Consider the following 24,930-nt stretch of genomic DNA (forward strand, 5'->3'; position numbering starts at 1 on the left):
GTGTCAACGCGGATCCGGGAGCTCGCCTGTCTTCAGGAGCGTCGTGCGCGCCGCGTCGGCCGTCTGGACCATCCACGCGGGGTACTCGAGCGACAGCGCGCTCGCCGCGTCGAGCGTCTCGAGGTCGTCCTCCGACAGCCGAACCTCCAGCGCCTTCAGGTGCTCCTCTAGCTGGTCGAGTCGTTTGACGCCGAGGATGACACTGGTGACCACCCGCTGCTGGAGAAGCCAGGCGAGCGCGACGGCCACCAGTGACGTGCCGTGTCTCGCCGCGATGCCGTCCATCGCTTCGAGCACCGGCGCGCCCTTCACCTCATCCACCGGGGGAAACGCGATGATCGAGCGCCGCCCGCTCTTCGTGGCGCCCCGGTACTTGCCCGAGAGATAGCCGCCGGCGAGCGGGCTGTACACCAACAGGCCGAGTCGTTCTGTCTGGAGCATGGGCACGATCTCGCGCTCCAGCTCTCGACCGACGAGCGAATAGTAGGCCTGCACCGACTGGAACGGGACCGCGTTGAGCCGCGCCGCGACGCCCAGCGCCTTGGTGACCTGCCACGCGGCCCAGTTGGACACGCCCACGTACCGGACGTGTCCCTGCCGCACGAGGTCGTCGAGCGCGCGGACCGTCTCCTCGACGGGCGTTGCCGGATCCCAGCCATGGAGCTGATAGAGATCGATGTGATCGGTGCCAAGCCTTCGCAGGCTCTTCTTGAGCTGGTCCACGATGTGGTAGCGCGAGGCCCCGCCATCATTCGGTCCCGAGCCCGTCGCGTGCTCGACCTTGGTCGCGATCACCACCTCGTGCCGCGCGATGCCGAGATTCTTGAGCGAGCGGCCGATGCTCTCTTCCGACTGCCCGCCGGCATAGACATTGGCGGTGTCGACGAAGTTGATCCCCGCGTCGAACGCGCGACGCACGATGCGGTCCACGTCGTCCTGCCCGACGTCGCCGGCCCCGGCGTAGCGTCCGCTGCTGGGGCCGAACACCATCGTGCCCAGGCTCAGCTCCGACACGAACAGCCCGCTGTTGCCGAGTACGTTGTAGCGCATGTTCTTCCGTCTCCCTCCCGCGGCTCGGGAAGCAGCGGTCCAATATCGATACCGCCAAGTATCGAAACCGTCAAGTTCCGAAACTCACTGGTTTCGATTTTGGCATGCGCGCTTCCCGGTGACCCGCCGGCGTCGCTGCATGCGCTCCTGCTCTCGCTTCATCGGCTGACCGGGCTGCCCTGGCACGAAGGTGTCCATGGGCTGACATTTCCTGGAAAATAAGCATTAGCTGTTTTTCCGGAGAATGATAATTCCAGGGCTCTCACCCCAGGAGGTACATCTCTGATGCGTATCATTGCTTCAGCAGTCGTCACGAGCGCACTGCTGGTCGTCGGTTGTGGTGGTGGAGAGCTTCCCACGGAGACGGACGCCACTCCGGAGACCCAGACCCAGGCGCCCCAAACCCAGACCCAGGCGCCCCAAACCCAGACCCAGGCGCCCCAGGAGGAAGGGACCGTTCACGCCATGGGCGGACCCTATTATTACGCGACCTCGGCCGATGCGGGCCGGCGCCTGACGGTCTGCGCCAATACCCTGACTGTCTTCCGGAGCGGGCCCAGCTCGGGCACCACCTGCACGCTGTACGGCACCCCGCCTGCCCAGAGCTTCACCGTGAGCAGCGTGAGCGGTGACTGGGTATTTGGCTTCGCGTACGGCTACTGCAACTTCAACGGCTGGGTGCAGAACGGCTGGTTCTGTTAGGAATCGGCTGTCTCGAATCCTCACGGCCCCGCTCGGATTCCCGTCACGAGTCCGGGTGGGGCTGTGCCTGCTCCGGAGCGGTCCTCCAGGGACTACAGGTCCAGCCGACGAAGCCGCAGCGCGTTGCTGATGACCGACACCGACGAGAGGCTCATCGCCGCCGCGGCCAGCATCGGACTGAGCAGCAGGCCGAAGACGGGGTACAGCACCCCCGCCGCGATGGGCACGCCCAGCGTGTTGTAGACGAAGGCGAAGAAGAGGTTCTGCCGGATGTTGTGCAGCGTCCCCCGGCTCAGCTTGCGCGCCCGGGCAATCCCGCGCAGGTCCCCCTTCACCAGCGTCACCGCCGCGCTCTCCATGGCGATGTCCGTCCCCGTGCCCATGGCGATGCCCACGTCCGCCTGGGCCAGCGCCGGCGCGTCGTTCACCCCGTCCCCCGCCATCGCCACCGTGCGGCCCTCCGCCTGCAACCGCTTCACCACGTCGCCCTTGCCCTCGGGCAGCACCTCCGCCACCACCTCGTCGATGCCCAGCTCCCGCGCCACCGCCTCGGCCGTGGTGCGGCTGTCCCCCGTGAGCATCACCACGCGCACGCCCTCGCGGTGCAGCGCGGCCAGTGCCTCGGGCGTGGTCGCCTTCACCGGATCCGCCACGCCGAGCAGTCCCGCGGGCTGGCCGTCCACCAGCACGAACATGACCGTCTGGCCCTCGCGCCGCAGCGCCTCCGCGCGAGGCCGCAGCGCGCCCGCGTCCACGCCGAGCGACTCCAGCAGCGCCACGTTGCCCAGCACCACCCGCGCCTCCCCCACGAGCCCCGTCACCCCCTTGCCCGTCACCGAGCGGAAGTCCCGCGCCGCCGTCAGCACCGCTCCGCGCGCCTCGGCCCCCGCCACCACCGCCGCCGCCAGCGGGTGCTCACTGCCCCGCTCCAGGCTCGCCGCCAGGTGGAGCAGCCGGGCTTCGTCCACGCCGTCCGCCGCCACCACCGATACCAGCTTCGGCTTGCCCTCGGTGAGCGTGCCCGTCTTGTCCACCACCAGGGTGTCCACCTTCTCCAGCAGTTCCAGGGCCGCGGCATCGCGGATGAGCAGTCCCACCCCGGCGCCCTTGCCCATGCCCGCCACCACGGACATGGGCGTGGCCAGACCCAGCGCGCACGGACAGGCGATGATGAGCACCGCCACCGCGTTGACCAGCGCGTGCGCCAGCCGCGGCTCGGGCCCCAGCAAGGCCCAGACGAGGAACGTCACCCCCGACACGGCGATCACGGCCGGAACGAACACCGCCGCCACCTTGTCCGCCAGCTTCTGGATGGGCGCGCGCGAGCGCTGGGCCTCGCTCACCCGCTGCACGATGCGCGCGAGCAACGTGTCCCGCCCCACCCGCTCGGCCTTCATCACCAGGCCGCCCGTGCCATTGACGGTGCCACCGGTGACACGGGCACCGGGGCCCTTCTCCACGGGGAGGGACTCGCCCGTCACCATGGACTCGTCCACCGCGCTCGCCCCCTCCAGCACCACGCCATCCACCGGCACCTTCTCGCCGGGGCGCACGCGCAGCGAGTCCCCCACCCGCACCTGCTCCAGCGAGACGTTCTCCTCCGCTCCATCCTCGCGAATGCGCCGGGCCACGGCCGGGGCGAGGCCGAGCAGCGCCCGCAGGGCGCCCGAGGTGGCCCGGCGAGCGCGCAGCTCCAGCACCTGCCCCAGCAACACCAACGTGACGATGACCGCCGCCGCCTCGTAGTAGACGGGCACCGCGCCCCCATGGCCGGTGAAGGCATGCGGGAGCAGTCCCGGCGCCAGCGTGGCGACGACGCTGAAGAGGTACGCCGCCCCCGTCCCCAGGGCGATGAGGGTGAACATGTTGAGGTGCCGGTTCTTCACCGAGGCCCAGCCCCGCTCGAAGAAGGGCCAGCCCGCCCAGAGCACCACCGGAGACGCCAGCACGAACTGCACCCAGGCCAGCACCCGCGGGTTCAGGACGCGCCCCAGCGGCTGGCCCGGAAGCATCTCGGACATGCCCAGGAGGAACAGCGGCACCGAGAGGACGAGGCCCACCCGGAACCGCCGCGTCATGCTCACGAGCTCGGGGTCCGGCGCCTCCTCGGGCAGCACCGTGCGCGGCTCCAGCGCCATGCCACACGTGGGGCACGCCCCCGGCGCGTCGCGCACGATCTCCGGGTGCATGGGGCACACCCACTCGGTGCGTGCCATCATCGTCACCGGCTGCTCGGGCTCCAGCGCCATGCCGCACAGGGGGCAGGCCCCGGGGTGATCCTGGCGGACCTCGGGATCCATCGGGCAGATCCACATCGTGCCCGGCGGCGCCTCCACCGGCTCCGGCGTGGCCTGGGGCACGAGGAACTTCTGGGGCTCGGCGGCGAAGCGCTCCCGGCACTTCGGATTGCAGAAGTGGTAGGTCGTCCCCTCGTGGACGTGGCTGCCTCCCCTGGCGGTCGCCGGATCGATCGTCATCCCACACACCGGATCCAGCACCTTGCCCTCCGCGATCGAGGAGGGAGCATGCTGGGGGTCCGCGTGGGAGTGCCGTGGGTGGGTGTGCTCGTGAGCCATGGGAAGAACGACTCCTTTCGCTCCGGCGGACGGAGCACCCGCCAGGGCCTTACAGTGGACACGCCCCACGCCGCGCAACGGCGCGGGAGGAGTCGTGGTGCTCCGCCCGGCGAACGAGCAACCAGCGGCACCCCGCTGCCCTGCTGGAGTAATGGCACCGCGCGACCAGGGTCAAGGCATTCCCCTGAACCCGGTCAGAGGTCGAGTTCGCGCAGCCCCGGGTGATTCACCGGGCGTGGGCCCAGGGGCCAGAGGAACTTGCGCTCCGAGGCAGAGATGGGCACGTCGTTGATGCTCGCCTCGCGCCGGCGCATGAGGCCGTTCTCGTCGAACTCCCATTGCTCGTTCCCATGGGAGCGAAACCAGTTGCCCGCGGAGTCATGCCATTCGTACTGGAAGCGCACCGAGATGCGGTTCTCGTGAAACGCCCAAAGTTCCTTGATGAGACGGTATTCGAGTTCCTTCTCCCACTTGCGGGTCAGCAGACCGACGATCTCGGAACGTCCCTGGACGAACTCGGAGCGGTTGCGCCAACGGCTGTCCTGCGTATAGGCCAGCGCCACCCGCTGTGGATCGCGTGAGTTCCACGCGTCCTCGGCCTTGCGGACCTTCTCGACGGCGGTTTCGTAGGTGAACGGAGGCAGGGGAGGTCGGAGTTCGGACATGAGGCATCTCCTGGGAGGGAGAGAGGGGGCGCGTAGCTAATGAAAACCCCTGCTCGCGCGCAACCCCATCCAGTCGGGTTCCGCCCAGCAGAAAGACTCCTCGTTCGGCCCGAGGCAATTCCAACTCGATGTTCACGCGAGCAAGCCGGGCTTGTGGGCCATCGAGCCCCACATCGGCTGGGAGGGAGGCGGCGCCATGTGCGAAGAGCGCCTGGTGGTCGAACCGGAGCGTGCGTATTGGTTGGATGACGATGTGCCACGGGTGAACGGCATCGCCAGGCAGGTGGGCCATGGTGCGTAGGAGGATGGGCTTGGTGGGAGGGCTCGTGGTCGTGGTCCTCGGAGCCTGGTTGCTCAGCGCGCCACCGGCGCATATCCGTCCGGCCGAGGCCTATGTCCTGCCGGAGCCCAGCGCGGCGCTCCTCGCGGTCAAGGCGACCGGCGATGACGTGGGAGCGGCGGGCGTGCTGGGGCCGACGGTGCCCGGACACGACGACGTGGTGCTGCAGGAGGAGCGCGGCCAGGCATTCATCACCGCCCGAGACGGCTGGATCTGGCGGCTGGAGCTCGGCAGTGGCAAGGCCGAGCGCTTCGTGCGGACCCCCCTCGTGGCGTCCGGCGCGAAATTCCTGCCTGGGGATCCAGACCGGATGCTGTTCTGTGCCTCGCATCTCCATGGGTTCCGGCCGGAGCACGACGCCGCCGTGGGCGTCTATGAACTGCGCCCGTCCACGCGGGAGATACGAGCCGTCGCCCTGCGGGTTCCCCTGCCTCCACCCCTGAAGCCAACGGGAGGACGAGGCGAGGGCACGGTGTACCCCCTCGCGTCCACCCCCGCGCTGCGCTTCGCCGACATGACCGAGGCCAACAGCCGGCCCTTGGCGTTCTGCAACGACCTGGACATCAGCGAGGACGGTCAACGCCTCTATGTGTCGGAGCCCTATGACTATCCCGGCGCGGCCATGGGGCATGAGGCGAGCTTCCGCGAGGCCATCACCCTGGCGCGCAACGGACGGCTGTGGATGTTCGATCTGGAGAGCCAAAGCGCTCGACTGGTGGCCCAGGACTTCCATTTCGTCGACGGAGTCCTGCTGGACCCTGGTTCCAAATCCGCCCAGGGCGGCACTGGAATGGAGGAGTCCATCCTCATCTCCGAGACGCCCAAGTTCCGGCTGTTGCGCTTGTTCGTGGGGGGCCCCAAGGCAGGCACCGCCGAGATCCTGCAAGAGGGCCTGCCAGGAATGCCAGACGGGCTGAGCCGGGATGAGCGCGGGCGCATCTACGTGGCGCTCTATCGTGGCCGCCCCAGGAGCGCGGCATGGATTCACGCGAACCCGTGGATCAAACCGCTGCTCTTGAGATTGCCGCCCGCCTTGTTCCCCATCTCGCACGAGACGGGCTACCTGGTGCTGGATCCAAGTGGCAGACAGCCCCTCTACCTGACCCTGCACGACGGGCAGCGCGTCCGCTCCATCTCCAAGGTCAACCCGGGCCGAGAGGGCATCTTCCTGGCGAGCTTCGACCACGACAACCAGGGCGTGCATGTCGTCGGCTATCCCGCCGTGCTGACGCGCCAACAGGGGAACCCACCCAGCGGAGCGGCTTCCGGAAGATAGCGGCCTCACGGCCTCCCCCTCCCAAGGGCGAGGAGCAACTCCGGGAATGCCCCCTCGGCAGGTTCTCGGGGGCACACCATGCGCTCCTCCTCCCGTGTGGGTTGCGCGTGCACTCGAACACGTATGATCCGAAGTGCTGGCGCGACGCCGTCATTGAGACGGGTTCTCGCCCACGAGGGTCCTCCGCATGTTGGACATACCGGGTTATAGGGTTCTCGGCGCCATCCGAGCGATGGGCTCCAACGTGCTGTTCCAGGCGGTGCGCGAGGCCGATGCCCTACCCGTCATCATCAAGACGCCGATCGCCGCCTCGCCAGGTCCCGTCGAGAACGAGCGGTACCGGCGGGAGTTTGGAATCCTGCAGCGGCTGAAGGACGTGCGGGGCGTGGCCAGGCCCTATGCCTGCGAGCGACTCCACGAGCGGCCCCTGCTCCTGCTCGAGTGGGTGCTCGGCCAACCCCTGTCAGAGCTCACGGGTCAGCCCATGGAGCTCTCCCGGTTCCTGCACCTGGCCATCTCCCTGGCGTCCACCCTGGGGGAAGTCCACTCCCGCAACGTCATCCACAAGGACATCAAACCCTCGAACATCATCGAGGAGCCGTCGGGGGATGCACGGCTCATCGACTTCGGTGTGGCCACGCTGCAGCAGGTGGAGCACCTGGACGCGGCGCCGACGCATCTGGTGGAGGGCACGCTGGCGTACATGTCGCCGGAGCAGACGGGGCGGATGAACCGCGCGGTGGACTACCGCACGGACTTCTACTCGTTGGGAGTGACCTTCTACGAGCTGCTGATAGGGCAGCGCCCCTTCCAGGGACGGGATGCGCTCGAATGGTTCCACGCGCACATGGCGCAAAAGCCCAGACCTCCGCATGAGCTGAATCCGCAGGTGCCGCCGGCCTTGTCCGCCATCGTGCTCAAGCTCCTGGCCAAGGTGGCCGAGGAGCGCTACCAGAGCGCCGAGGGACTCAAGGCGGACCTGGAGCGCTGCCGCGAGGCGCTGAGCCAGAGCGAGCAGGAGGAGTTCGTGTTGGGGACGCGCGACACGCCCAACCGGTTCCAACTGCCGCAGCGGCTCTACGGGCGCGAAGCGCAGGTGGCCACCCTGCTCGAGAGCTTCGAGCGGGTGGCCCAGACGAGCGAGCCGGAGTTGCTCCTGGTCAGCGGATACTCGGGCATCGGCAAGTCCTCGGTGGTGAACGAGCTGTACAAGCCCGTGGTCCAGCGCCGCGGCGTCTTCCTGCGTGGCAAGTTCGACCAGTTCCAGCGAGACATTCCCTACGCCACCCTGGCGCAGACCCTCCGCGAGCTGGTGCAGCAACTGCTCGCGGGGAGCGACGAGGAGCTCGCCCGGTGGCGCGAACAGGTGAACCGGGCCTGGGAAGGCAAGGGCCAGGTGCTCGTGGAGCTGGTGCCCCAGTTGGAAATCCTGGCGGGCCCGCAACCCGCGCTCCAGGAACTGTCCTCCAACGAGGCGCAGCACCGCTTCTACCGGGTGGTGCGCCAGTTCCTCTCGGTGTTCGCCACCCGGGAGCACCCCATGGTGGTGTTCCTGGATGACTTGCAGTGGGCGGACCCGGCCAGCCTCCAGCTGCTCGGACATCTGCTGTCGCATCCCCAGCCGGAAGCCCCGCCGGTGCTCTGGATTGGCGCCTACCGGGACAACGAGGTGGGCCCCACGCACCCTCTCCTGCCGATGCTGCGCGAGGTGCTCGCGGCGCGGACCCGGCTGGTGGACATCCGGCTGGAGCCGCTGAGCGTGGCTCAGGTGGAGCACCTGGTGGGAGATGCGTTGCCAGGAGCGGAACGGGAGGCCATCGCCCCGCTCTCGGCGCTGGTGCACGAGAAGACGGGAGGCAACCCCTTCTTCCTGATGCAGTTGCTGGTGGCACTCCACCAGGATGGTCTGCTGGTGCGGGTGCCCGAGGGAGGATGGCGGTGGGATGCCGAGGGAGTACGGGCCCGGGACTACTCGGAGAACGTCGTCGACTTCATGGTGGGCAAGCTGCGCCAGTTCCCCCCGGGCACGCAGCACCTGCTGCGGCTGGCCGCGTGCGTGGGCACCCACTTCACCCTCCAGATGCTGGGCACCCTCGCCGGCCTGGGACAGCTGGAGGAGGTGGAACAGGGGCTCGAGCCCGCGCTCCAGGAAAGCATGCTGGTGCGCTCCGGCCCGGAGCAGTACCGCTTCCTGCATGACCGCATCCAGCAGGCGGCCCACTCCCTCGTCTCCCAGGAGGAGCAGAAGGCCATCCACCTGCGCATCGGCCGCCTGCTGCTCCAGAGCCTGACACAGGAGCAGGTGCACGAGTCGCTCTTCGACGTGGTGAGCCAGCTCAACGCCGGCGTGGAGCTGATGGAGGAGGCCGCGGAACGCCACCAGCTCGCGCGGTTGAACGCCGAGGCGGGACGCAAGGCCGCGGCCGCGGTCGCGCTCCGCCCCGCCCTCAGCTACCTCGAGATGGCCTTCACGCTCATCCCGGGAGACCCCTGGGAGACGGACCCCGAGCTGGCCTTCAAGGTACGGCTCGCGCGGGCCAGATGCGAACTGCTGAGCAGCAACATCGCCGAGACGCGCCAGCTCACGGAGGAGCTGCTGTCCCGCGCGCGGAGCCGTGCGGACATCACCGCCGCGTATTGCCTGAAGAATGACATCGGCCTCGTCACGGGCGACATCCAGGGCGCCGTCACCTGCATGCTGGAATGCCTCGACGTGCTGGGCATGCCCATCTCACGCCACCCCACCCAGGAGGAGGCGATCGCCGCCCACGACGAGGTGTGGGCGCTGCTGGGAAAGCGCTCCATCGAGAGCCTCATCGATCTGCCGCCCATGACGGATCCGGACATGAAGCTGGTGATGGGGGTGCTCGCCTCGCTCTTCGGACCGGCCTACTTCAGCGATCACCACCTGCTCATCATCGACCTGAGCCGCATGGTGTCGCTGACCCTCCGCTACGGCTTCTCGGAGGCCGCGGTGCTGGGAATCTGCTGGTTCGGGGTGCTGACCAGCTCCTACTTCAAGCGGTACCGGCAAGGCGAGGCCCTGGGCCAGCTCGCGTGCGAGCTCATCGAGCGGCACGACCTGCCCGATCGCCGCACGCGGGTGCTCTTCGGGGTGCAATACACCGACTACTGGACCCGTCCCATCCACCTCGTGCACGAGATTTCCCTGCGCGGCTTCCGGGACGATCTCCAGTCCGGGGACTACCTGAACGCCAGCTTCTTCTGCCACATGATCGTCCAGAACCGTCTGGCCATGGGGCACAACCTCAAGGACGTCTACGAGGAAGCGGTCTCGCGCGGCGAGTTCGTGAACAAGGCGGGGGTCGTGGATGCGATGGACATGCTCCTGAGCTACCAGGCCTACGTGCAGCAGATGCGCGGGCTCTCGCGCTCCTTCGACACGTTGAGCGGGGGCGACTTCGATGAGCAGGCCTTCGAGGCCACCCGGCAGATTCCCGCGCGCATGGGCACCATGCGGTGCGTCTATTGGATCGTGAAGCTCCAGTCGCGCTTCATGTGCGGCGCCTACGCGGAAGCCCTGGAGGCGGCGAACAAGGCGTCCGAGCTGCTCTGGTCCATGCACGGCATGCTCTTTCTCAGGGAGTACCAGTTCTTTCGCGCCCTGAGCCTGGCCGCGTGCTTCGAGGGAGCCTCGCCCGAGGAACAGCGGCGCTATCTCGAGGCCATCCAGGTCCACCAGCGGCAGCTCGCGGACTGGGCGGAGCATTGCCCCGAGAACTTCCACGCGCTCGAGCAGCTCGTGTCCGCGGAGCTGGCGCGCCTCGCGGGCCGGGCGGACGAGGCCACACGCGCCTATGAAGAGGCCATCCGCTCGGCGCGGGAGAACGCTGCCCCCCAGTACGTGGGACTGGCCAGCGAACTCGCGGCCAACTTCTGGCGCACGCGGCAGGCCTCGGTGGTCGCCCATGCTTTCGCGAGAGAAGCCCGGGCGGCGTACCTGCAGTGGGGAGCCCTGGGCAAGGTGCAGCACCTGGAATCCCAGTGGCCCCACGTCGCGTCCTCGGCGGACGCCGAGGAGGCATTGACCACCCACAGCACGGCCTCGACCCGCATCGACGCGCTCACCGTCGTCAAGGCCCAGCAGGCCGTCTCCAGCGAGATCGTGCTGGAGAATCTGGTGACGACGCTGCTGCGCGCGGCCATCGAGAACGCGGGCGCCCAGAGCGGCGCCCTGCTGCTGCCGGAAGGCAACACGCTCTCGGTGGCGGCCATCTCCGGGACGTCGCCGGAGGGGGCAACGCACGAGTTGCCATGGACGATCCTGTCCTATGTCCGGCGCACCCGGGAGCACGTGCTCATTGGCGACGCCTCCAAGCCCCACCCGTTCTCGGCCGATCCCTCCCTGGCGCGTGGCGGAGCGCGCTCGGTGTTGTGTCTGCCCCTGATGAAGCAGGAGCAGTTCTCCGGAGCGCTGTATCTGCAGAACAACCTGGCCACCAATGCCTTCAGTCCGGCGCGCCTGGCGCTCCTGGGACACATCGCCTCACAGGCGGCCATCTCCATCGAGAACGCGCGGCTGTACGCGGACGTGCAACGCGCCCGGACGGAGCTGCGCCGGGCCAATGAGGAGCTGGAGCGGCGGGTGGAGGAGCGCACGCGCGAGCTCAAGCAGGCCCAGGCCCGTCTGGTGGACACCGCGCGCGAGGTGGGCATGGCCGAGGTGGCTTCCAACGTGCTGCACAACGTGGGCAATGTGCTCACCAGCGCCGTCGTCAACCTGGAAATGATGCGCCAGGCCGTGGGCTCCTCCCGCGTGGGCCGGCTGAAGCAAGCCACGACCCTGCTGATGGAGAACCAGGCGAACCTGGTGGAGTTCCTCGCGGAGGGCTCGCGCGGCAGCCGCCTGCCGGAGTACCTCTCGGTGGTGGCCGACGAGCTGGTGCGGGAACAGACCCGCCTCATGGAGGACATGGATGCGATGGGCCGGCACATCGACCACATCCGCGCCATCGTCCAGGTGCAGCAGACGTACGCGCGCAACGCGTTGATGACGGAGGAGTGCGATCTCGCCCAGCTCATCGATGATGCCCTGCGCATCCAGATGGAGACGCTGCAACGTCATGGCGTCAGCGTCCAACGCGAGCTGGCGGTGCTCCCCAAGGTGAGGGTGGACAAGCACAAGGTGTTGCAGATCCTCATCAACCTGCTCAGCAATGCCCGTCACGCGCTGGAGGCCATGCCCGAGGGGAATCGTCACCTGTGGGTGAGACTGAGCGCGGCGGGGCCGGTGGCTCGCATCCAGGTGGAGGACGACGGGATGGGCATCGCTCCCGAGGTGAAGGGCAAGCTCTTCACGCACGGCTTCACCACGCACAAGAATGGCCACGGCTTCGGGCTGCACTCGAGCGCGCTGGCGGCGCAGATACTCAATGGACGCCTGACGCTCGAAAGCAATGGGCCTGGCCAGGGCGCCGTGGCCACGCTGGAACTTCCTCTCACGTAGCAGGGCACGGCCCGCGTGGGTCCCGGAGCCGGGACCCAGCAAGAAAGGCTGACAAGACAAAGGCATTCTTCAGCCATGAGAAAATGAGACTCCCACGACGCCCCCATTCATTTCATGTCTCGGCAATTGTGTTGACTACTCCACGTCACTTATGCGAACCAGGATTTTCCTGGATGGCTGAAATATTTCAGCCACGTCGCGAATGGGAGAACTCACATGACGTACCGTCGAGCCGACGTTGCATCTTCCAGTGGGTGGCGGTGGGGCGTGGTTCTGCTGACGGCAGTGGTGGGATGTGGCCGGGAGACACAAGCGCCGGCTCCCGTGCAGGATCCCATGGAAGCACTCGAGCAAGAGACGCTGCACCAACCGCCTCCCGCCGGGTGTACGGAGATCACCCTCGGCGAGCTCGAGAATGGCATCGAGCTGTCACCCGTGAGGTATGGGCAACAGCCGACGTATCGCGGAGAGTTTTCGAACCTCGGGGATCCCGCGGTGGCGGATTCCGCGTACATCCGATTGGACGTGAACACCGCCCTGGGGCTTCATGATCTGGCCAACGGCGGCACCAACCTGTTCTCGTGCGAGCAATGCGTCTATGGCTACCAGGACGCCGGTGCGTCGACGGCGAAGACCTTCGTCGCCGAGTCGGGCAAGCTCTTCGTCGCGAGCAAGGTCTCGCCCCAGCAGACCGCCGGCGCAATCGCCAATGTGCTCTTGCGCGAGTCGGTGGCCGCTCCGCCACTCCGAGTGCCGTACACTGGAACCGCACCGGTGGAGGGCGGTGAGTGCCGATGGATCCGGTTCGCGAAGTGGAGCACGATCCGCCCCGGCGGCTGCGATCCCCGCGAAGGTGCGCTGACCACGATCCCCCCAAACCACACCTGCGTCGCCGACGACACCGTGGGCAGCGACGGTACGCTCGAAGAGTCACTGGGCACCAAGACGCAGGGACAGGCATGCACGTACACACCCGCGGCGAGCGAGGACCAGCTCGCCTCGACGGACTGCGCGCCCGGCTATGCCTGCTCCAGCGCCTACAACGACACGCGGCAGTGCCTCGCCACGTGCGACTTCATGGCGGCGGACCCGGGGTGCCCGACCGGCACGGTATGCGGCGTCTATGGCCTGTGCATCGAGCAGTCGGTCATGGAGCCCATTGGCTATCTCTTCGATCCGGCACTCATTGGCGAGACCTGTAGCGTCAACTGGGCCGAGTTCTGCGGCGTCGAGGGTGCGCGAGGCGTCTGCGTCGACCTGACACGCTCGGGCCATGGCACCTGCTACCGCTACGCACGCGCCCGCTCGGAATGCGGCGCGGGAGAAGAGCTTGGCTATGTCTCCTACCCGCTCGCCAACGGCGGGGTCGATAACACCTCCGGGTGGTGCTATCCCGACGGACTTTGAGCCGGTCGGGAACTCCCCGGGCACCCGGTGAACGGGGAGTCGAGGCACTCATTTTGTCTGGCCTTACGGGCAGCCCCTGCGCGCGCGCCCCTCGCGGACGACACGGACGAGGGTGCTCGCGGCCACTTCGCAGTCGTCCGCGGAGCAGATGGCGGACACCACCGAGACCCCATCCGCCCCGGCGGCGACGACCGCCGCGGCGTTGGCGGCGGAGATGCCACCGATGGCCACGGTCGGCACGGGCAGCAGGCGCCGCAGCCGGGTGAGCTCCTCCAGCCCGAGCGCCGGGGTGGCATCCGGCTTGGAGCCGGTGGGGAAGATGGGACCCACGCCCGCGTAGTCCACCACCGACGGATCCAACGTGGGCAGGTCTTCCGCCCCGGTGATGGACAGACCCACCAGCGCGTCGGGCCCCAGCAGCCGCCGGGCCACCTCGGGCGGCAGGTCCCCCTGCCCCACGTGCACACCGTCCGCCCCCATCGCCAGCGCCAGGTCCACCCGATCATTGACGATGAGCGGCACCCCGAGCGGCCGGAGCCGTTCGAGCAGCGCCCGACCCAATGCCAGCGTCTCGCGCGCCGGGACATCCTTGTCGCGCAATTGCACCAGGGTCGCTCCGCCGCGCACCGCGGCGAGCACCACGTCCACCAGCCCGCGCCCGCGCGACAGCAGGCGGTCGGTGACGAGGTAGACGGACAGATCGGGCACACGACGGGTCATGCGGACGGTCTCCTTCAGCGCAGGCGGGCGCGGGCGCGCACGGTGGCCTCATCCAGGGTGTAGAGCGCGTCCAGCAGGTGGAGTTGCAGCGAACCCGGACCCTTGGACTGCTCGGCGGCGAGCTCCCCGGCCAGGCCCAGCGTGGCGAGGGCGCGCGAGGCGGCCAGTACCGCGTCGGGCTCCACCGCGAGGAAGGCGCCCACGAGCGCGGACGCCGTGCACCCCATGCCCGTCACCCGGGCCATGAGCGGGTGGCCGTTGTCCACCGCCACCACGCGGGAGCCGTCGGTGACGTAGTCCGTCTTGCCCGTGACGGCCACCACGGTGCCCAGGCGGGAGGCCAGCCCTCGTGCCGCCTCGAGCGAAGCGTCGGAGGACTGGGTGCTGTCCACGCCGCGCGTGGCCCCCGCCTCACCCGCCATCGCGAGCACCTCCGAGGCATTGCCGCGGATGACCGCCGGAGCCTGTCGCGCCAGATCGGCGGAGGTGGCGGAGCGATAGCGCGTGGCACCGGCGCCCACCGGATCCAACACCCATGGCACCCGAGCATGGCGCGCCGCGTGGATGGCCAACCGCATCGCCTCCACCCAGTCCGGAGACAGGGTGCCGATGTTCACCACCAGCGCTTGCGAGAGGACCGCGAAGTCGGCCGCCTCCTCCCGCGCGTGCACCATTGCGGGCGAGGCCCCCACCGCGAGCAGGGCGTTGGCCGTGTTGTTCATCACGACGTAGTTGGTGATGTTGTGCACGAGCGGCGCACGCTCCCGCACGGCCTTCAGCGACTCCCACACCCCCGCGCTCAGCTCCATCGCCAGCTCCTCTTCATTGGTTTCCCTCCGCGCATCCACGTCGACATGCGCCCGCCATTCCTCCTTCGCCCGGACCCCCCACGCCCGGCAAGCCTCAATCGCCGCTCCGAATCGTTATGAACTCCATCGAGTTTCCTTCGGCGAGAAGAAGAAGGCGCGACCCACGCTCACGGTGCTGTGTGACCAGACAGGAGGAGAACCCCTCGTCTGGAAATCCTCAACCCCACAGAATTTTTTCATCATAGAGGTTTTTCAGGCTTGTCCTTGAAATCACGTTTATGGAGGCCTTATGCTTGAAAAGTCGTCTTTTCATCACTCCCGGAGTCAGGACATGAAGCGTCAAACCCTTTCCTTTCGCCGCCATGTCCAGATCCCCCTGTTGTGTCTGGTGGCGGTGTTGAGCAACTCCTGCCAGGAAATCAATGGCGCGGTCACCACGATCCAGGGCGCGATCGACATGATTGGCCGTGAATCCTCATCATGGCAGACCACGATGAAGGAACTCGAAGCCAACCTGTTCAAGGATGGCGATGACCTCATCGCCCATCAGGTGACGATGTTGGCGGAGCGAGGCATCGCCACGGGCAGCGCCGAGCTCAGATGTGATGTGGACTTCATCGGGAACCGGATGATCGAGGGGCTCAAGCGGATCCTCGACGAGATGGACGGCCGGACCCCAGCCCCCCCGGTGCCGCATTTCTGCACGGTGTCTCCGACCGTGGTCGAGCTGGAGCAGATCCAGCAGGGCTCCCTGGTGGGCGTCAACTTCTACGGCTATGACTTGTTCGAGAAGGACATCCGGGATTCGAACGTCAGGATCTTCCTGCAGAACAGGAATGGCTCTCAGCAGGACATCACTTTCGCCAGATCCTTCTTGTCGCACTACCTCATGACCATCCGGGTCGACGATGCGCGCATCGACTACAGCGGCGAGAGCGAGAAGCTGGTGATCACCTCGGGGAAGAAGGTCTTGAGTGAGATCAGCGTCGTCACCCGGCTGCCAACGTATTTCGATTGGTGCCGGGGAGAAGCCCCGCCCCGCCTCGCGGAGGACGTCGGGCAGACCTGCGCCTTGAGCCGGATGTCTGGCAGGTTTGGAGGCGCCACGGACTCGGTTTCCACCCTGACGAGCAATGGCTCCTGGTATCTTTCTGGGAATTCGAGCGAGGCCGGAGTGTGCGCCTCGGCGACCTGTGCCAATGGTTATCCCAGGACCGGTGATTTCATGTGGAGCGCGGGAACGCCTCCCGTGCGGATGGTCCTTCAGGAGGGCAACGCCTGCTTTCTCACGAACATCTCGGGCCGGTTGCAAGGGGCGAATGATCGCATCGAGATCTCCGTGGGGAGCGACGGCTACTACTATCTCGGGGGCGGCTCACAGCCTGGCGCCTCGGCGACCGCCCGGTGCGTGGGGAAGGTCACCCACCACAGCGAATTCACCTGGTCCAAGGGCATGGGGACCATCCCCTTGGGGACGGCGACCGGGCAGGTGTGCTTCTTGAGCATGGTATCGGGCCATTTCGGAGGCACGTTGGACTCCGTGCGCGCCTACGTCCAGAACGGCTCCTGGTATCTGGATGGTGTGGCTGAACACGCGAACCTCTCCGCCTCCGTCTCATGCATTTCCCGGTTGTAGATGCGAATCGAAGGGCCATGGGTGTCACACAAGGGAGACGGTATGAAGATTGCGAGATGGCTTGTTTTCTCTCTCCTCGTGGCTCCACTGACCGGAGCCGTTGGGGGTTGTGGTCTGGGGCTGGAAGATCTGCCCAGCACGGGAGGACCCCCCCTCGGGTCTCCACAGCCTGGTGAGCCCACGGAGCCTGGTGAACCCACGGAACCTGGTACGCCCGCGGAGCCCACCTGCACCCCGCAGAGTTGCGAGGGCGGTTGCTGCCTCAGGGGCGCGTGCTACCGCACCCAGTCCCAATACGCGTGTGGAAGCATGGGGGCGCAGTGCGCGATGTGCCAGTTGCTCCAGAGCTGCCAGAAGCAGGACGTGCTCCGGGGCTGGGAATGCCTCGCCGATCGCGCCACGCACTGGTCGCTCCAGCCGCTGAGTGCCTCGATTCCACCCACGAAACCAGATGGAGGTTCATGGGATGTGGGCTCCGATGCTCCCGACGTGGTCGTGGAACTGGACTGCCCGGCCGGGGGCTCCGTGGGCAAGGTGAAGACCGGAGAGTCCTCCAGCTTCACTCCCAGTTGGAACAATGGCGCCTGTGTGACCACCTCCCCCGAGCTGCTGAACGCGCCCATCAGCATCAGGGTCCTGGATGTCGATCTCTTCTCCAGTGAGGAGATCCTCACCACGTCCTACAGGCTCGAGGAGAAGGACTTCGCGGCGGGCACGCTCGAACTCCCCATCTCCGCGGACGGGACCCATACCCTGAAGCTGCGGCTGTCCCGGGTGGAGTCGCTCGCGAGCCCCTGACTCCTGGTGCGCGTGGGTTCCGCGCATCGCCGGCTGTCGGCCCGGCTGGCTTCCTTCCGAGTTCCGCCCCTCCCGCCACTCACCCGCCCGCCGCATCCACGCGGTCCCCATTCTTTCGAGGCGTGTGACGTGATGAACTGCGGGGGGGCTGGATACTTTCGTGAACCGGCGGCTCCTGAAGCCGGACGGGAAGCGCAGCAAGTCAGGTCGGCAAGTCACCATGAACCCCTCGTTCCGTCCCCGAGCCCCCCTGGCCCGCTCGACGCTCCTCAAGATGGGCGTGCGGATCGCGGTCGTCATCGCGCTCTCCACGCTCGTCAGCTACCTCCACATGCTCCACGCCCTGCGCACCGAGGCCCTGGAGCATCTGCAACGGCATGTCGCCGAGCGCGGCCAGCGGGAGCAGGCCATCTTCACCCTGGCCGAAGACAACCATGCGTTCCTCAAGAAGGCCCTGGAGGAACGGCTCCGGGAGCTCCCACGGGAGGACGTGAGCGCTCGCTTCGACAGCCTGGTCGCGCGGCTGCCCGATGGCACGCTGCGCAACCGCCCCGAGCAGGAAGAGTCCCTCCAGGGCATCCATGTCTTCATGCCCCCACACGTGACGCTCGACGCCGGATTCCGCGCCCGGCTCGTGGCCGCGTACGACGTGCTCTCCAAGTACGGGCCCGCCTTCTACATCCGCTTCAAGACGACCTACATCACCTTCCCGGAGGGAGCGATCGTGGGCTTCAGTCCGTGGACTCCCCGTTGGAGCCATGAGCTCGCGTCCGACTTCTCCATCACCGGCTTCGAGGACTTCATCCTCAGCCAACCCGAGAACAACCCACGGAGGCAGACCACCTGGACGGGCATCTACAACGAGCCCATCAGCCACGAATGGATGGTGTCGGGCGCCACGCCGCTGGACCTGGACGGCCGCCATGTCGCGACGATCGGCCACGACGTGCTGCTCGACGAGGTCATGGCCCGCACCATCGACGGCCATCTGCCCGGTGCCTACAACGTGCTCTTCCGCGACGATGGTCAGCTCATCGCCCACCCCGAGCAGAGGCTGGAGGACACCCGCAGCGCCTACAACATCCTGAGCGGCGCCGAGCAACCCGACGTCGCGGTCAGCCGCCTCGGCTCCCGGGAGAAGGCGGCCCATCTGCGCGGCATCTTCGAGCGGGTGAAGAACCGCGCGCCCGACCAGACGCTCCTGGAGCTGCCAGAGCACGGCGAGTACATCGCCGTGACACGGCTGAAGGGTCCCGGATGGAACCTCGCCACGGTGCTGCCGGAGCAGGTGGTGTCGCGGCCCGCCTTCCTCGCGGCGCGCTACGTGCTGCTGCTCGGCCTCCTGTCGCTGCTGCTGGAGCTGGTCATCATGTACCGGGTGCTCCAGCAGCAGATCGCGCGCCCGCTGCAGACCCTGACCCAGGCCACCGACAAGGTGGCGGCCGGTGACTTCCAGGTGGCGCTGGGCACCTCACGCGGCGACGAGCTGGGGCAATTGGCCCGCGCCTTCCAGCACATGGCCGACCAGGTCCAACACCGCGAGGAGGCCCTGCGCCAGAACAACGAGGGTCTGGAGCAGCGGGTGGAGGAGCGCGCCCGCGAGCTCAGGGACGTCCACCTGAAGCTGATGCAGACGGCCCGGCGGGCGGGCATGGCGGAGAGCGCCACCCATGTGTTGCACAACGTGGGCAACGTGCTCAACAGCGTCTACACCTCGGCCCAGCTCGCCAAGGATCGGATGCTCAAGATGCGGCTGGAGCAGGTGGGCCGGGTGACGAACATGCTCGAGCAGAACCAGGACGACCTCACGCGCTTCCTGACCCAGGATGAGCGCGGACGGCTCCTGCTGCCCTTCCTGGACCGGCTGGGGCAGAACCTGCTCGAGGAGCGCACGGAGATCGTCTCGCTGCTGAATGACGTGGGCCGCTATACCGAGCACATCGGTGACATCATCAAGATGCAACAAAATCACGCCCGCGCGCCCCGGATGCACGAGCCCGTCGACCTGGCGGAGTTGCTGGAAGACGCGTTGCGCATCAACTCGGCCGAGCTCTCGCGCCACCAGGTGCGGGTACAGCGGCAGCTGACCCCCCTGCCCCACCTGATGATCGACAAGCACAAGACGCTGATGATCCTCGTCAATCTCATCAGCAATGCCAGGTACGCCCTGGATACGGTGGCACCGAGCGAGCGGCTTCTCTTGATGAGCCTGGAGCAGACCTCCACGGACCGCGTCCACATCGTCATCCGCGACAACGGCATGGGCATCGCGCCGGAGATGATCACCCGCATCTTCCAGTATGGCTTCACCACGCGGGACGAAGGGCATGGCTTCGGCCTGCACTCCAGCGCCCTGGCGGCCCAGGAACTGGGTGGAACGTTGACCGTCCACAGCGACGGGCCCGGGCGTGGAGCCGCGTTCACCCTGGAGCTGCCCTACCACCCCGTCCAGCGGACGACATGACGGCCACGTCGAACACTCTGCACTTGTCGCGGCGGCCCTGGAAAGCCCTTTCGCACAACACAAGCGGATTTCTGCCGCGGCAGGCAGCTCACATCGAGGGCATCGATACCGAGGCGCCCGTTCGCCGCAAACCATTCAATTCGTCAATTGACAGCCAGCCATGCATGGCACTACATGTTCACGCACCGTCACACCGCTCTTCCATGGCGGTCTTCCGGAGGGAGCCCTCCGCGCGGATGCACCGCATGGAAGACATCGATCGGTCGCTCACCGGAGCGCCGGGAACGGATGAATGTCATGTCCAGACAGGGAATGGCTGTTCAAAACGAGGAGTTCACCGAGGCGGAGTTGATGATGCGTGCCCGGGGGCTCGCCGAGCTCGCCTGGAAGCACCGGGAGGAGACGGATGCCACCCGTCGGATTCCCCGTGTGGTCATCGACGCGCTGTTCGACTCGGGACTGCTGCGGCTCGGGACCTCGAAGCGAATGGGCGGCCTCGAGGGACACCCGCTGACGATCGTCGAGATCGGACGGGAGCTGTCGCGTGGGTCGGCGGCGCTCGGCTGGCTCTACGGCCTGACGATCGGACATCAGTGGTACCTGTCGTTCATGTCCGAGCGGTTCCAGCAGGAGGTCCGCGACTCCAAGCCGGGGCTGATCGTCGACTCGCTGGTTCCCGCCGGCCAGGCGGAGCCCGTCGACGGAGGCTTCCTGCTGTCCGGTCACTGGAAGTTCGTCAGCGGCGTGGAGTGGTGCTCGTGGGCTGGTCTGGCCGTCGTCGCGAAGCTGCCCGGCCGGACGGAACCCGAGCCGCTCGCGATGTTCGTCCCGGCGGACAAGCTGAAGATCGAGGACACCTGGCACACGGTGGGCCTGCGGGGCACCGCGAGCAACGAGGTCAAGCTCGAGCGCGTGTTCGTGCCGCTGCACCGTATCTTCGCCCTGGCGCGCTTCGCCGCCGACGGCAAGCCGCAGGGTGAGGTGAGCGAGCCCGGCACGCTGTACAAGCTGCCCTTCATGGCGATGGCGGCCATTCAGCTGTGCTATCCGGCGCTGGGCGCGGCGCAGCGGGTCCTGGAGGAGTACGCGGCCTGGACGAAGAAGCGCGTGCGAGCCTACGAGCACACCGCGGCGAAGGAGGCCCCGTACTCGCAGATGACGCTCGCGGATGCCACCGTCAAGTGGGACGCCGCGCGGGCGCTCCTGCTGCAGTATGTCCGCGACGCGTGGGATGCCGCCGAGGCCGAGCGCCAGGTTCCGAGCGACGAGGAGCGCGCGCGGATGTTCGGCCAGCGTGCCTTCATCACGCGGACCTGCGCCGAGCTGACGAACCAGTTGTTCCTCGACTCGGGGGCCATGTCCCTGTTCGAGACGTCCGCCATGCAGGCGCTGTGGCGCGACGTGAACGCGGCCTCGATGCACATGGTCCTCAGCCGCGGGGACGCACTCACCAGCCTCGGCCGCACGCAGATGGGTCTGCCCGGCCACCACTTCGCCTGACGCCGCGGTGTCAAAGACGCGTCTGTCGTTCCAAAACCAGCTCCTATACTTCAGGTCATGTCCAATCCCACCACGACCGGCCCTGAGATGCCGGTCTTCCACTCCACCTCCCAGGCCTCGACCCGGACCCGGCTCACCAAGGCCCTCTTCGGGTTCACCATCATCGCGACGGTCGTCGTGGTCGGAATCGCCGACGTGTTCAACGCCACTCACCTGTTCAATCCGCGGTGGCCGGGCCATGCCCGCTTTCACATCGGAATGCAGTTCACCACGCTGGTCCTGGTGTCGCTCGCCTCGCTCGGCGCGCTCACCGGGCCCCTGGACAAAGCCAAGGCGTGGCTCGCGGCGCTCGCGCCCCTCACCTTCTGGCCAGGCCTGCTGGTCTCCTGGTTCATCCCCGGCACCGACGTCTACGCCACCGACGAGCTGCGCCAGATGGGCATCCCCATCAACCTCGGGCTGTCCCTTCTCTTCATTGCCGTGACGCTCTGGGGACTCTGGCTGGCGGGCGCGCTGGAGAAGCCCGTGAGCGCGAAATGAAGACGAACACAGAAGAACCCACGGACTCACGCTCGGCGAGGATCAACCGCGGTGACGTGTTCTGGATCGCGCCAGATGACTCGCGCGGCCCCGTCCCGAGCTACTCCCATCCCCACGTGGTGGTTCAGGACGACGTCTTCAACCACTCGCGCATCACGACCGTGGTCGTGTGTGCCTTGACGTCGAACCTGCACCGGGCGAGCGAGCCGGGGAATGTCCTGCTCGAGGTGGGCGAGGGGAACCTTCCCAAGCAGAGCGTCGTGGTCGTGTCGCAGCTCTCCTCGGTCGACAAGGCCCGCCTGGGTGAACGGATCGGGTCGCTGTCCGACGCGCGGGTGGAGCAGATCCTGGCCGGACTGCGATTCCAGCAGGTGTCGTTCTTCGGGCGGTAGCCCGCCCGCACGAGTTCTCCTGACTCGACAAGCCTGCAACGATGAGTTGCAGGCTTTTCTATTTCGCGAGGAGTGGCGAGTCGATACTTCTGCGCCACCTCAACAAGACACTCGACCGGAGACCTCGATGGAAGTCCGCACCTCCATCGCCGCCTCCGCGCTCGCGCACAACAACTCTGGAATCTTCACCCACCACAGACGAGGAGAATGGCAATGACCAAGAACGAGCAGGTGATCCGCGCGCTCTACGAGGCAGCGGAGGTCCAGGACGTCAAGAAATTCGTGTCGTTGTTCGCGAACGATGGCTACTTCTACGATGTGTCCGCTGGTCGTAAATATCGTGGCGACGAGATCGGCCGCACGGTCGAGATCTATGCGACGGCATTTCCCGACATGCACCGGGCGCTTGACAAGTTCTATGTCAGCGGTGATGTCGTCGTGGTGGAGCTGTCATTGAACGGCACGCATCGGGGGCCGCTGGAGCTGCCTGTCGGAACAATTCCCGCGACAGGCAAGGAAATCCACGCGCCCTGCTGTGACGTCTTTCACTTGAAGGACGGCAAGGTCCAGTCGTTCCACTGCTACACCGCCGCGACCATTCTGTTGGGCCAGCTTGAGGTCCTCACGAACCTCGAAGCCGCGATCAAGCGTGCCTAGCGCCGCGCGCGGGGCTGCCCATCCGCCACCGAAGCGGCTGCACGCCGCTCGATGTACTGGAGCCGGAGGAGCTCGGCGCTCCCACCGACGCCCCCTGTCCCCAAACCCGCGAGCGCGGCTACTGAATCCGCCGCGGTCCGGAGCACGCCTTGACGCGGTCCTTCGCGGCCGTGCCACTGTCCTTGGTGTACGAGTAGGGGACGGAGAACACGCTGCCGCCAACGTCCCGGGAGCTGGACGACGACTTGCCGGTATAGACGTTCCCACTGTCGATGGCGATCGCGCCCGGAGCCTGAAGCCAATGCGGCTTGCTCGCGTTCTCGAAGTAGTTGCTCTCGACGCGAGCTTGCGCATTCTCCGCGGCGGTGATGCAGAAGTAGGACGTGTTGAGCCAGTAATTGTTGTAGAGGTGGGCCTGCATCAGCGCGCCGCCGAGCTTCGGGTTTCTTCCCGAGCTGTTGTCGTACCAGTTGTGGTGCCAGGTCATCTTCGCGTTGTTGGCGAAGTTCACGAAGCTGTGCTGACCACCACACTGGTACGGAGTCCGCCCATCGATGTAGCTCCACGAGAGCGTGATGTAGTCGGGATGGGTACTGGTCTCGGAGGCCGTGGTGCCAACGTCGAGGTAGCCATCGCTGATGAGCGCGAACGAGCAGTGATCGATCCACACGTGCTTCGACGAGGTGAGCGTGAATCCGTCACCCGCCTCGATGAGGCCTGGGTTCACGTCGCGGATGTCGAGGTTGCGGAAGATCAAGTTCTCCTGGTTTCCGAGGTTGAACGACACTCCGCGAAGACTGACGCCGTCACCCATGCCGATCACCGTCTTGTTCGACTTGACGTTGATGGTGGTCTCGTTGCGCGTACGGGTGGACGTCACCTCGTCCGAGTTGCAGGTGCTCGAAACCCGGAACTCCTTGATGGCCTTGCCCATGGAGTCACAGGACGCCTTCTTCTCGCATCCCGACACGGTGCGAGCCGCGGTCCTGAAGTCCAGGTCATTCATGATGTGGAGCACGCGTGCCTGGCCATCCTCCAGGTACTGCTTGAGCTGACTTGTCGTCGTGACCTGGATCGGGGAGGCGCTTCCTCCCCCCGTGGTGCCTCCTGATTGGGCGGCGAAGCCATCGGGTTTATCGGAGAGGGAGATGGAGCAGGGATCGCTACCACCACCACCACTCGTGCCGCTGGCCACCAGCTTGAACTTCTGGTTCGTCGACCCACTCCAACCCCACTGCTGGAGCCCCGCCCCGTTGCTCGTCGCCCCCCCAATGACGTCCATCACCAGGCCGCTGTGCCGAGCCACCAGCTTCACCGTCCCTTCGCCGGTGTCCTCGATCAGGAACTGCTGGTAGGTCCCGCCCGAACAGGACCACTGCTTGATCAGGGCGCCGCTGCTCGTCGAGGCATCCGTGACGTCGAGACACAGGCCACTGGAGACATTCTTGATGCTGTAGTAGCCGCCCGACTGCGCGAGGAACTCGAACCGCTGGGCAACGCCCCCGCTGCAGGTCGAGATCACCGCATCCGTACCAGCGCCCGTACTCCCGCCCTTGGGCTGTACACACTTGTCGCTGCCCACTCCGACGAGGTTGTACGTCTTGCTGGTATCGACGGAGAGCGCCTCGACGACGCCTCCGAGGGCCTCGTCCAACCCGCCCTCCGCGGGGGACTCCCCGCAGCCCGGTGTCATCGCCCCCACGAGAGACAGCAGAAACAAGCGAGAAGCTGCTCCACGCATTCAAGCACCCCTTTCAACGCAGAAGCTGAATTGGCCGGCCTCTCTATCATAACGTTACGATCCATGAAAACCAGATTAACCAGAAAACGAGACTTCTTGAAAAAACCTGAAGTGTTCCAGCCAGTTACGCCGTTCCCTGCCGTGCACAGAGTCCGGAGCGACCCGGATGCCGTGCCTCCTCACGCGAAGC

Annotated in this window: 17 protein-coding genes; 11 read left to right on the forward strand and 6 right to left on the reverse strand. The window is 66.8% G+C overall.

Features of this window, described 5'->3' with window-relative positions; genetic code table 11:
- Positions 1–3 precede the first annotated feature (3 nt).
- A complete protein-coding gene (locus tag CYFUS_RS38520; RefSeq protein ID WP_095989739.1) occupies positions 4–1,050 on the reverse strand; it encodes an aldo/keto reductase in 1,047 nt (348 codons plus the stop codon).
- Between the two features lie 285 nt (positions 1,051–1,335).
- On the opposite strand from CYFUS_RS38520, the gene CYFUS_RS52010 reads away from it, so the two are divergent.
- Complete coding sequence (locus tag CYFUS_RS52010; RefSeq protein ID WP_198316289.1) at positions 1,336–1,752, forward strand: hypothetical protein; 417 nt, start codon at positions 1,336–1,338, stop codon at positions 1,750–1,752.
- A gap of 92 nt (positions 1,753–1,844) precedes the next feature.
- On the opposite strand, the gene CYFUS_RS38530 is transcribed toward CYFUS_RS52010, so the two are convergent.
- Both CYFUS_RS38530 and CYFUS_RS38535 read right to left on the reverse strand, forming a co-directional pair.
- A complete protein-coding gene (locus CYFUS_RS38530; protein ID WP_269770172.1) occupies positions 1,845–4,328 on the reverse strand; it encodes a heavy metal translocating P-type ATPase in 2,484 nt (827 codons plus the stop codon).
- Between the two features lie 194 nt (positions 4,329–4,522).
- Positions 4,523–4,993, reverse strand: a complete 471-nt coding sequence (locus CYFUS_RS38535; protein ID WP_095989740.1) for a DUF1348 family protein — start codon at positions 4,991–4,993, stop codon at positions 4,523–4,525.
- Between the two features lie 326 nt (positions 4,994–5,319).
- Between CYFUS_RS38535 and CYFUS_RS38540 the strand changes: the two genes are divergently transcribed.
- The 3 genes from CYFUS_RS38540 (at position 5,320) to CYFUS_RS38550 (ending at position 13,483) form a co-directional block, all read left to right on the forward strand.
- Positions 5,320–6,609 (forward strand): SMP-30/gluconolactonase/LRE family protein, encoded by a 1,290-nt coding sequence (locus tag CYFUS_RS38540; protein WP_157758901.1) that lies wholly within the window; start codon positions 5,320–5,322, stop codon positions 6,607–6,609.
- Positions 6,610–6,796: 187 nt separating this feature from the next.
- A complete protein-coding gene (locus CYFUS_RS38545; protein WP_095989742.1) occupies positions 6,797–12,076 on the forward strand; it encodes a trifunctional serine/threonine-protein kinase/ATP-binding protein/sensor histidine kinase in 5,280 nt (1,759 codons plus the stop codon).
- Positions 12,077–12,292: 216 nt separating this feature from the next.
- Positions 12,293–13,483, forward strand: a complete 1,191-nt coding sequence (locus tag CYFUS_RS38550) for a hypothetical protein (RefSeq protein ID WP_157758902.1) — start codon at positions 12,293–12,295, stop codon at positions 13,481–13,483.
- Positions 13,484–13,546: 63 nt separating this feature from the next.
- On the opposite strand, the gene thiE is transcribed toward CYFUS_RS38550, so the two are convergent.
- On the reverse strand, positions 13,547–14,203 hold the full coding sequence (gene thiE / locus CYFUS_RS38555) for a thiamine phosphate synthase (protein WP_095989743.1): 657 nt from the start codon (positions 14,201–14,203) through the stop codon (positions 13,547–13,549).
- 14 nt (positions 14,204–14,217) lie between these two features.
- On the reverse strand, positions 14,218–15,012 hold the full coding sequence (thiM, locus tag CYFUS_RS38560) for a hydroxyethylthiazole kinase (RefSeq protein WP_157758903.1): 795 nt from the start codon (positions 15,010–15,012) through the stop codon (positions 14,218–14,220).
- Between the two features lie 331 nt (positions 15,013–15,343).
- On the opposite strand from thiM, the gene CYFUS_RS38565 reads away from it, so the two are divergent.
- The 7 genes from CYFUS_RS38565 (at position 15,344) to CYFUS_RS38595 (ending at position 22,999) form a co-directional block, all read left to right on the forward strand.
- Entirely contained in the window at positions 15,344–16,648 is a 1,305-nt protein-coding gene (locus tag CYFUS_RS38565) for a hypothetical protein (RefSeq protein ID WP_157758904.1), read from the forward strand.
- Between the two features lie 309 nt (positions 16,649–16,957).
- Positions 16,958–17,446: a hypothetical protein gene (locus CYFUS_RS38570; RefSeq protein WP_157758905.1), complete on the forward strand. Its 489-nt coding sequence runs from the start codon at positions 16,958–16,960 to the stop codon at positions 17,444–17,446.
- Between the two features lie 274 nt (positions 17,447–17,720).
- A complete protein-coding gene (locus tag CYFUS_RS38575) occupies positions 17,721–19,910 on the forward strand; it encodes an ATP-binding protein (RefSeq protein WP_095992490.1) in 2,190 nt (729 codons plus the stop codon).
- Between the two features lie 297 nt (positions 19,911–20,207).
- On the forward strand, positions 20,208–21,410 hold the full coding sequence (locus CYFUS_RS38580) for an acyl-CoA dehydrogenase family protein (RefSeq protein WP_198316290.1): 1,203 nt from the start codon (positions 20,208–20,210) through the stop codon (positions 21,408–21,410).
- A 57-nt stretch (positions 21,411–21,467) separates the two neighbouring features.
- On the forward strand, positions 21,468–21,950 hold the full coding sequence (locus CYFUS_RS38585) for a hypothetical protein (RefSeq protein ID WP_095989748.1): 483 nt from the start codon (positions 21,468–21,470) through the stop codon (positions 21,948–21,950).
- Positions 21,947–22,342: a type II toxin-antitoxin system PemK/MazF family toxin gene (locus CYFUS_RS38590; RefSeq protein WP_095989749.1), complete on the forward strand. Its 396-nt coding sequence runs from the start codon at positions 21,947–21,949 to the stop codon at positions 22,340–22,342. The genes CYFUS_RS38585 and CYFUS_RS38590 overlap by 4 nt, the downstream gene beginning before the upstream one ends.
- Before the next feature lie 213 nt (positions 22,343–22,555).
- A complete protein-coding gene (locus tag CYFUS_RS38595) occupies positions 22,556–22,999 on the forward strand; it encodes a nuclear transport factor 2 family protein (RefSeq protein WP_095989750.1) in 444 nt (147 codons plus the stop codon).
- A gap of 118 nt (positions 23,000–23,117) precedes the next feature.
- Here CYFUS_RS38595 and CYFUS_RS38600 read toward each other — a convergent pair whose 3' ends face one another.
- Complete coding sequence (locus CYFUS_RS38600) at positions 23,118–24,719, reverse strand: RICIN domain-containing protein (protein ID WP_198316291.1); 1,602 nt, start codon at positions 24,717–24,719, stop codon at positions 23,118–23,120.
- Positions 24,720–24,930 lie beyond the last annotated feature (211 nt).

The sequence above is a fragment of the Cystobacter fuscus genome, assembly GCF_002305875.1.
Taxonomy (GTDB): Bacteria; Myxococcota; Myxococcia; order Myxococcales; family Myxococcaceae; genus Cystobacter; species Cystobacter fuscus_A.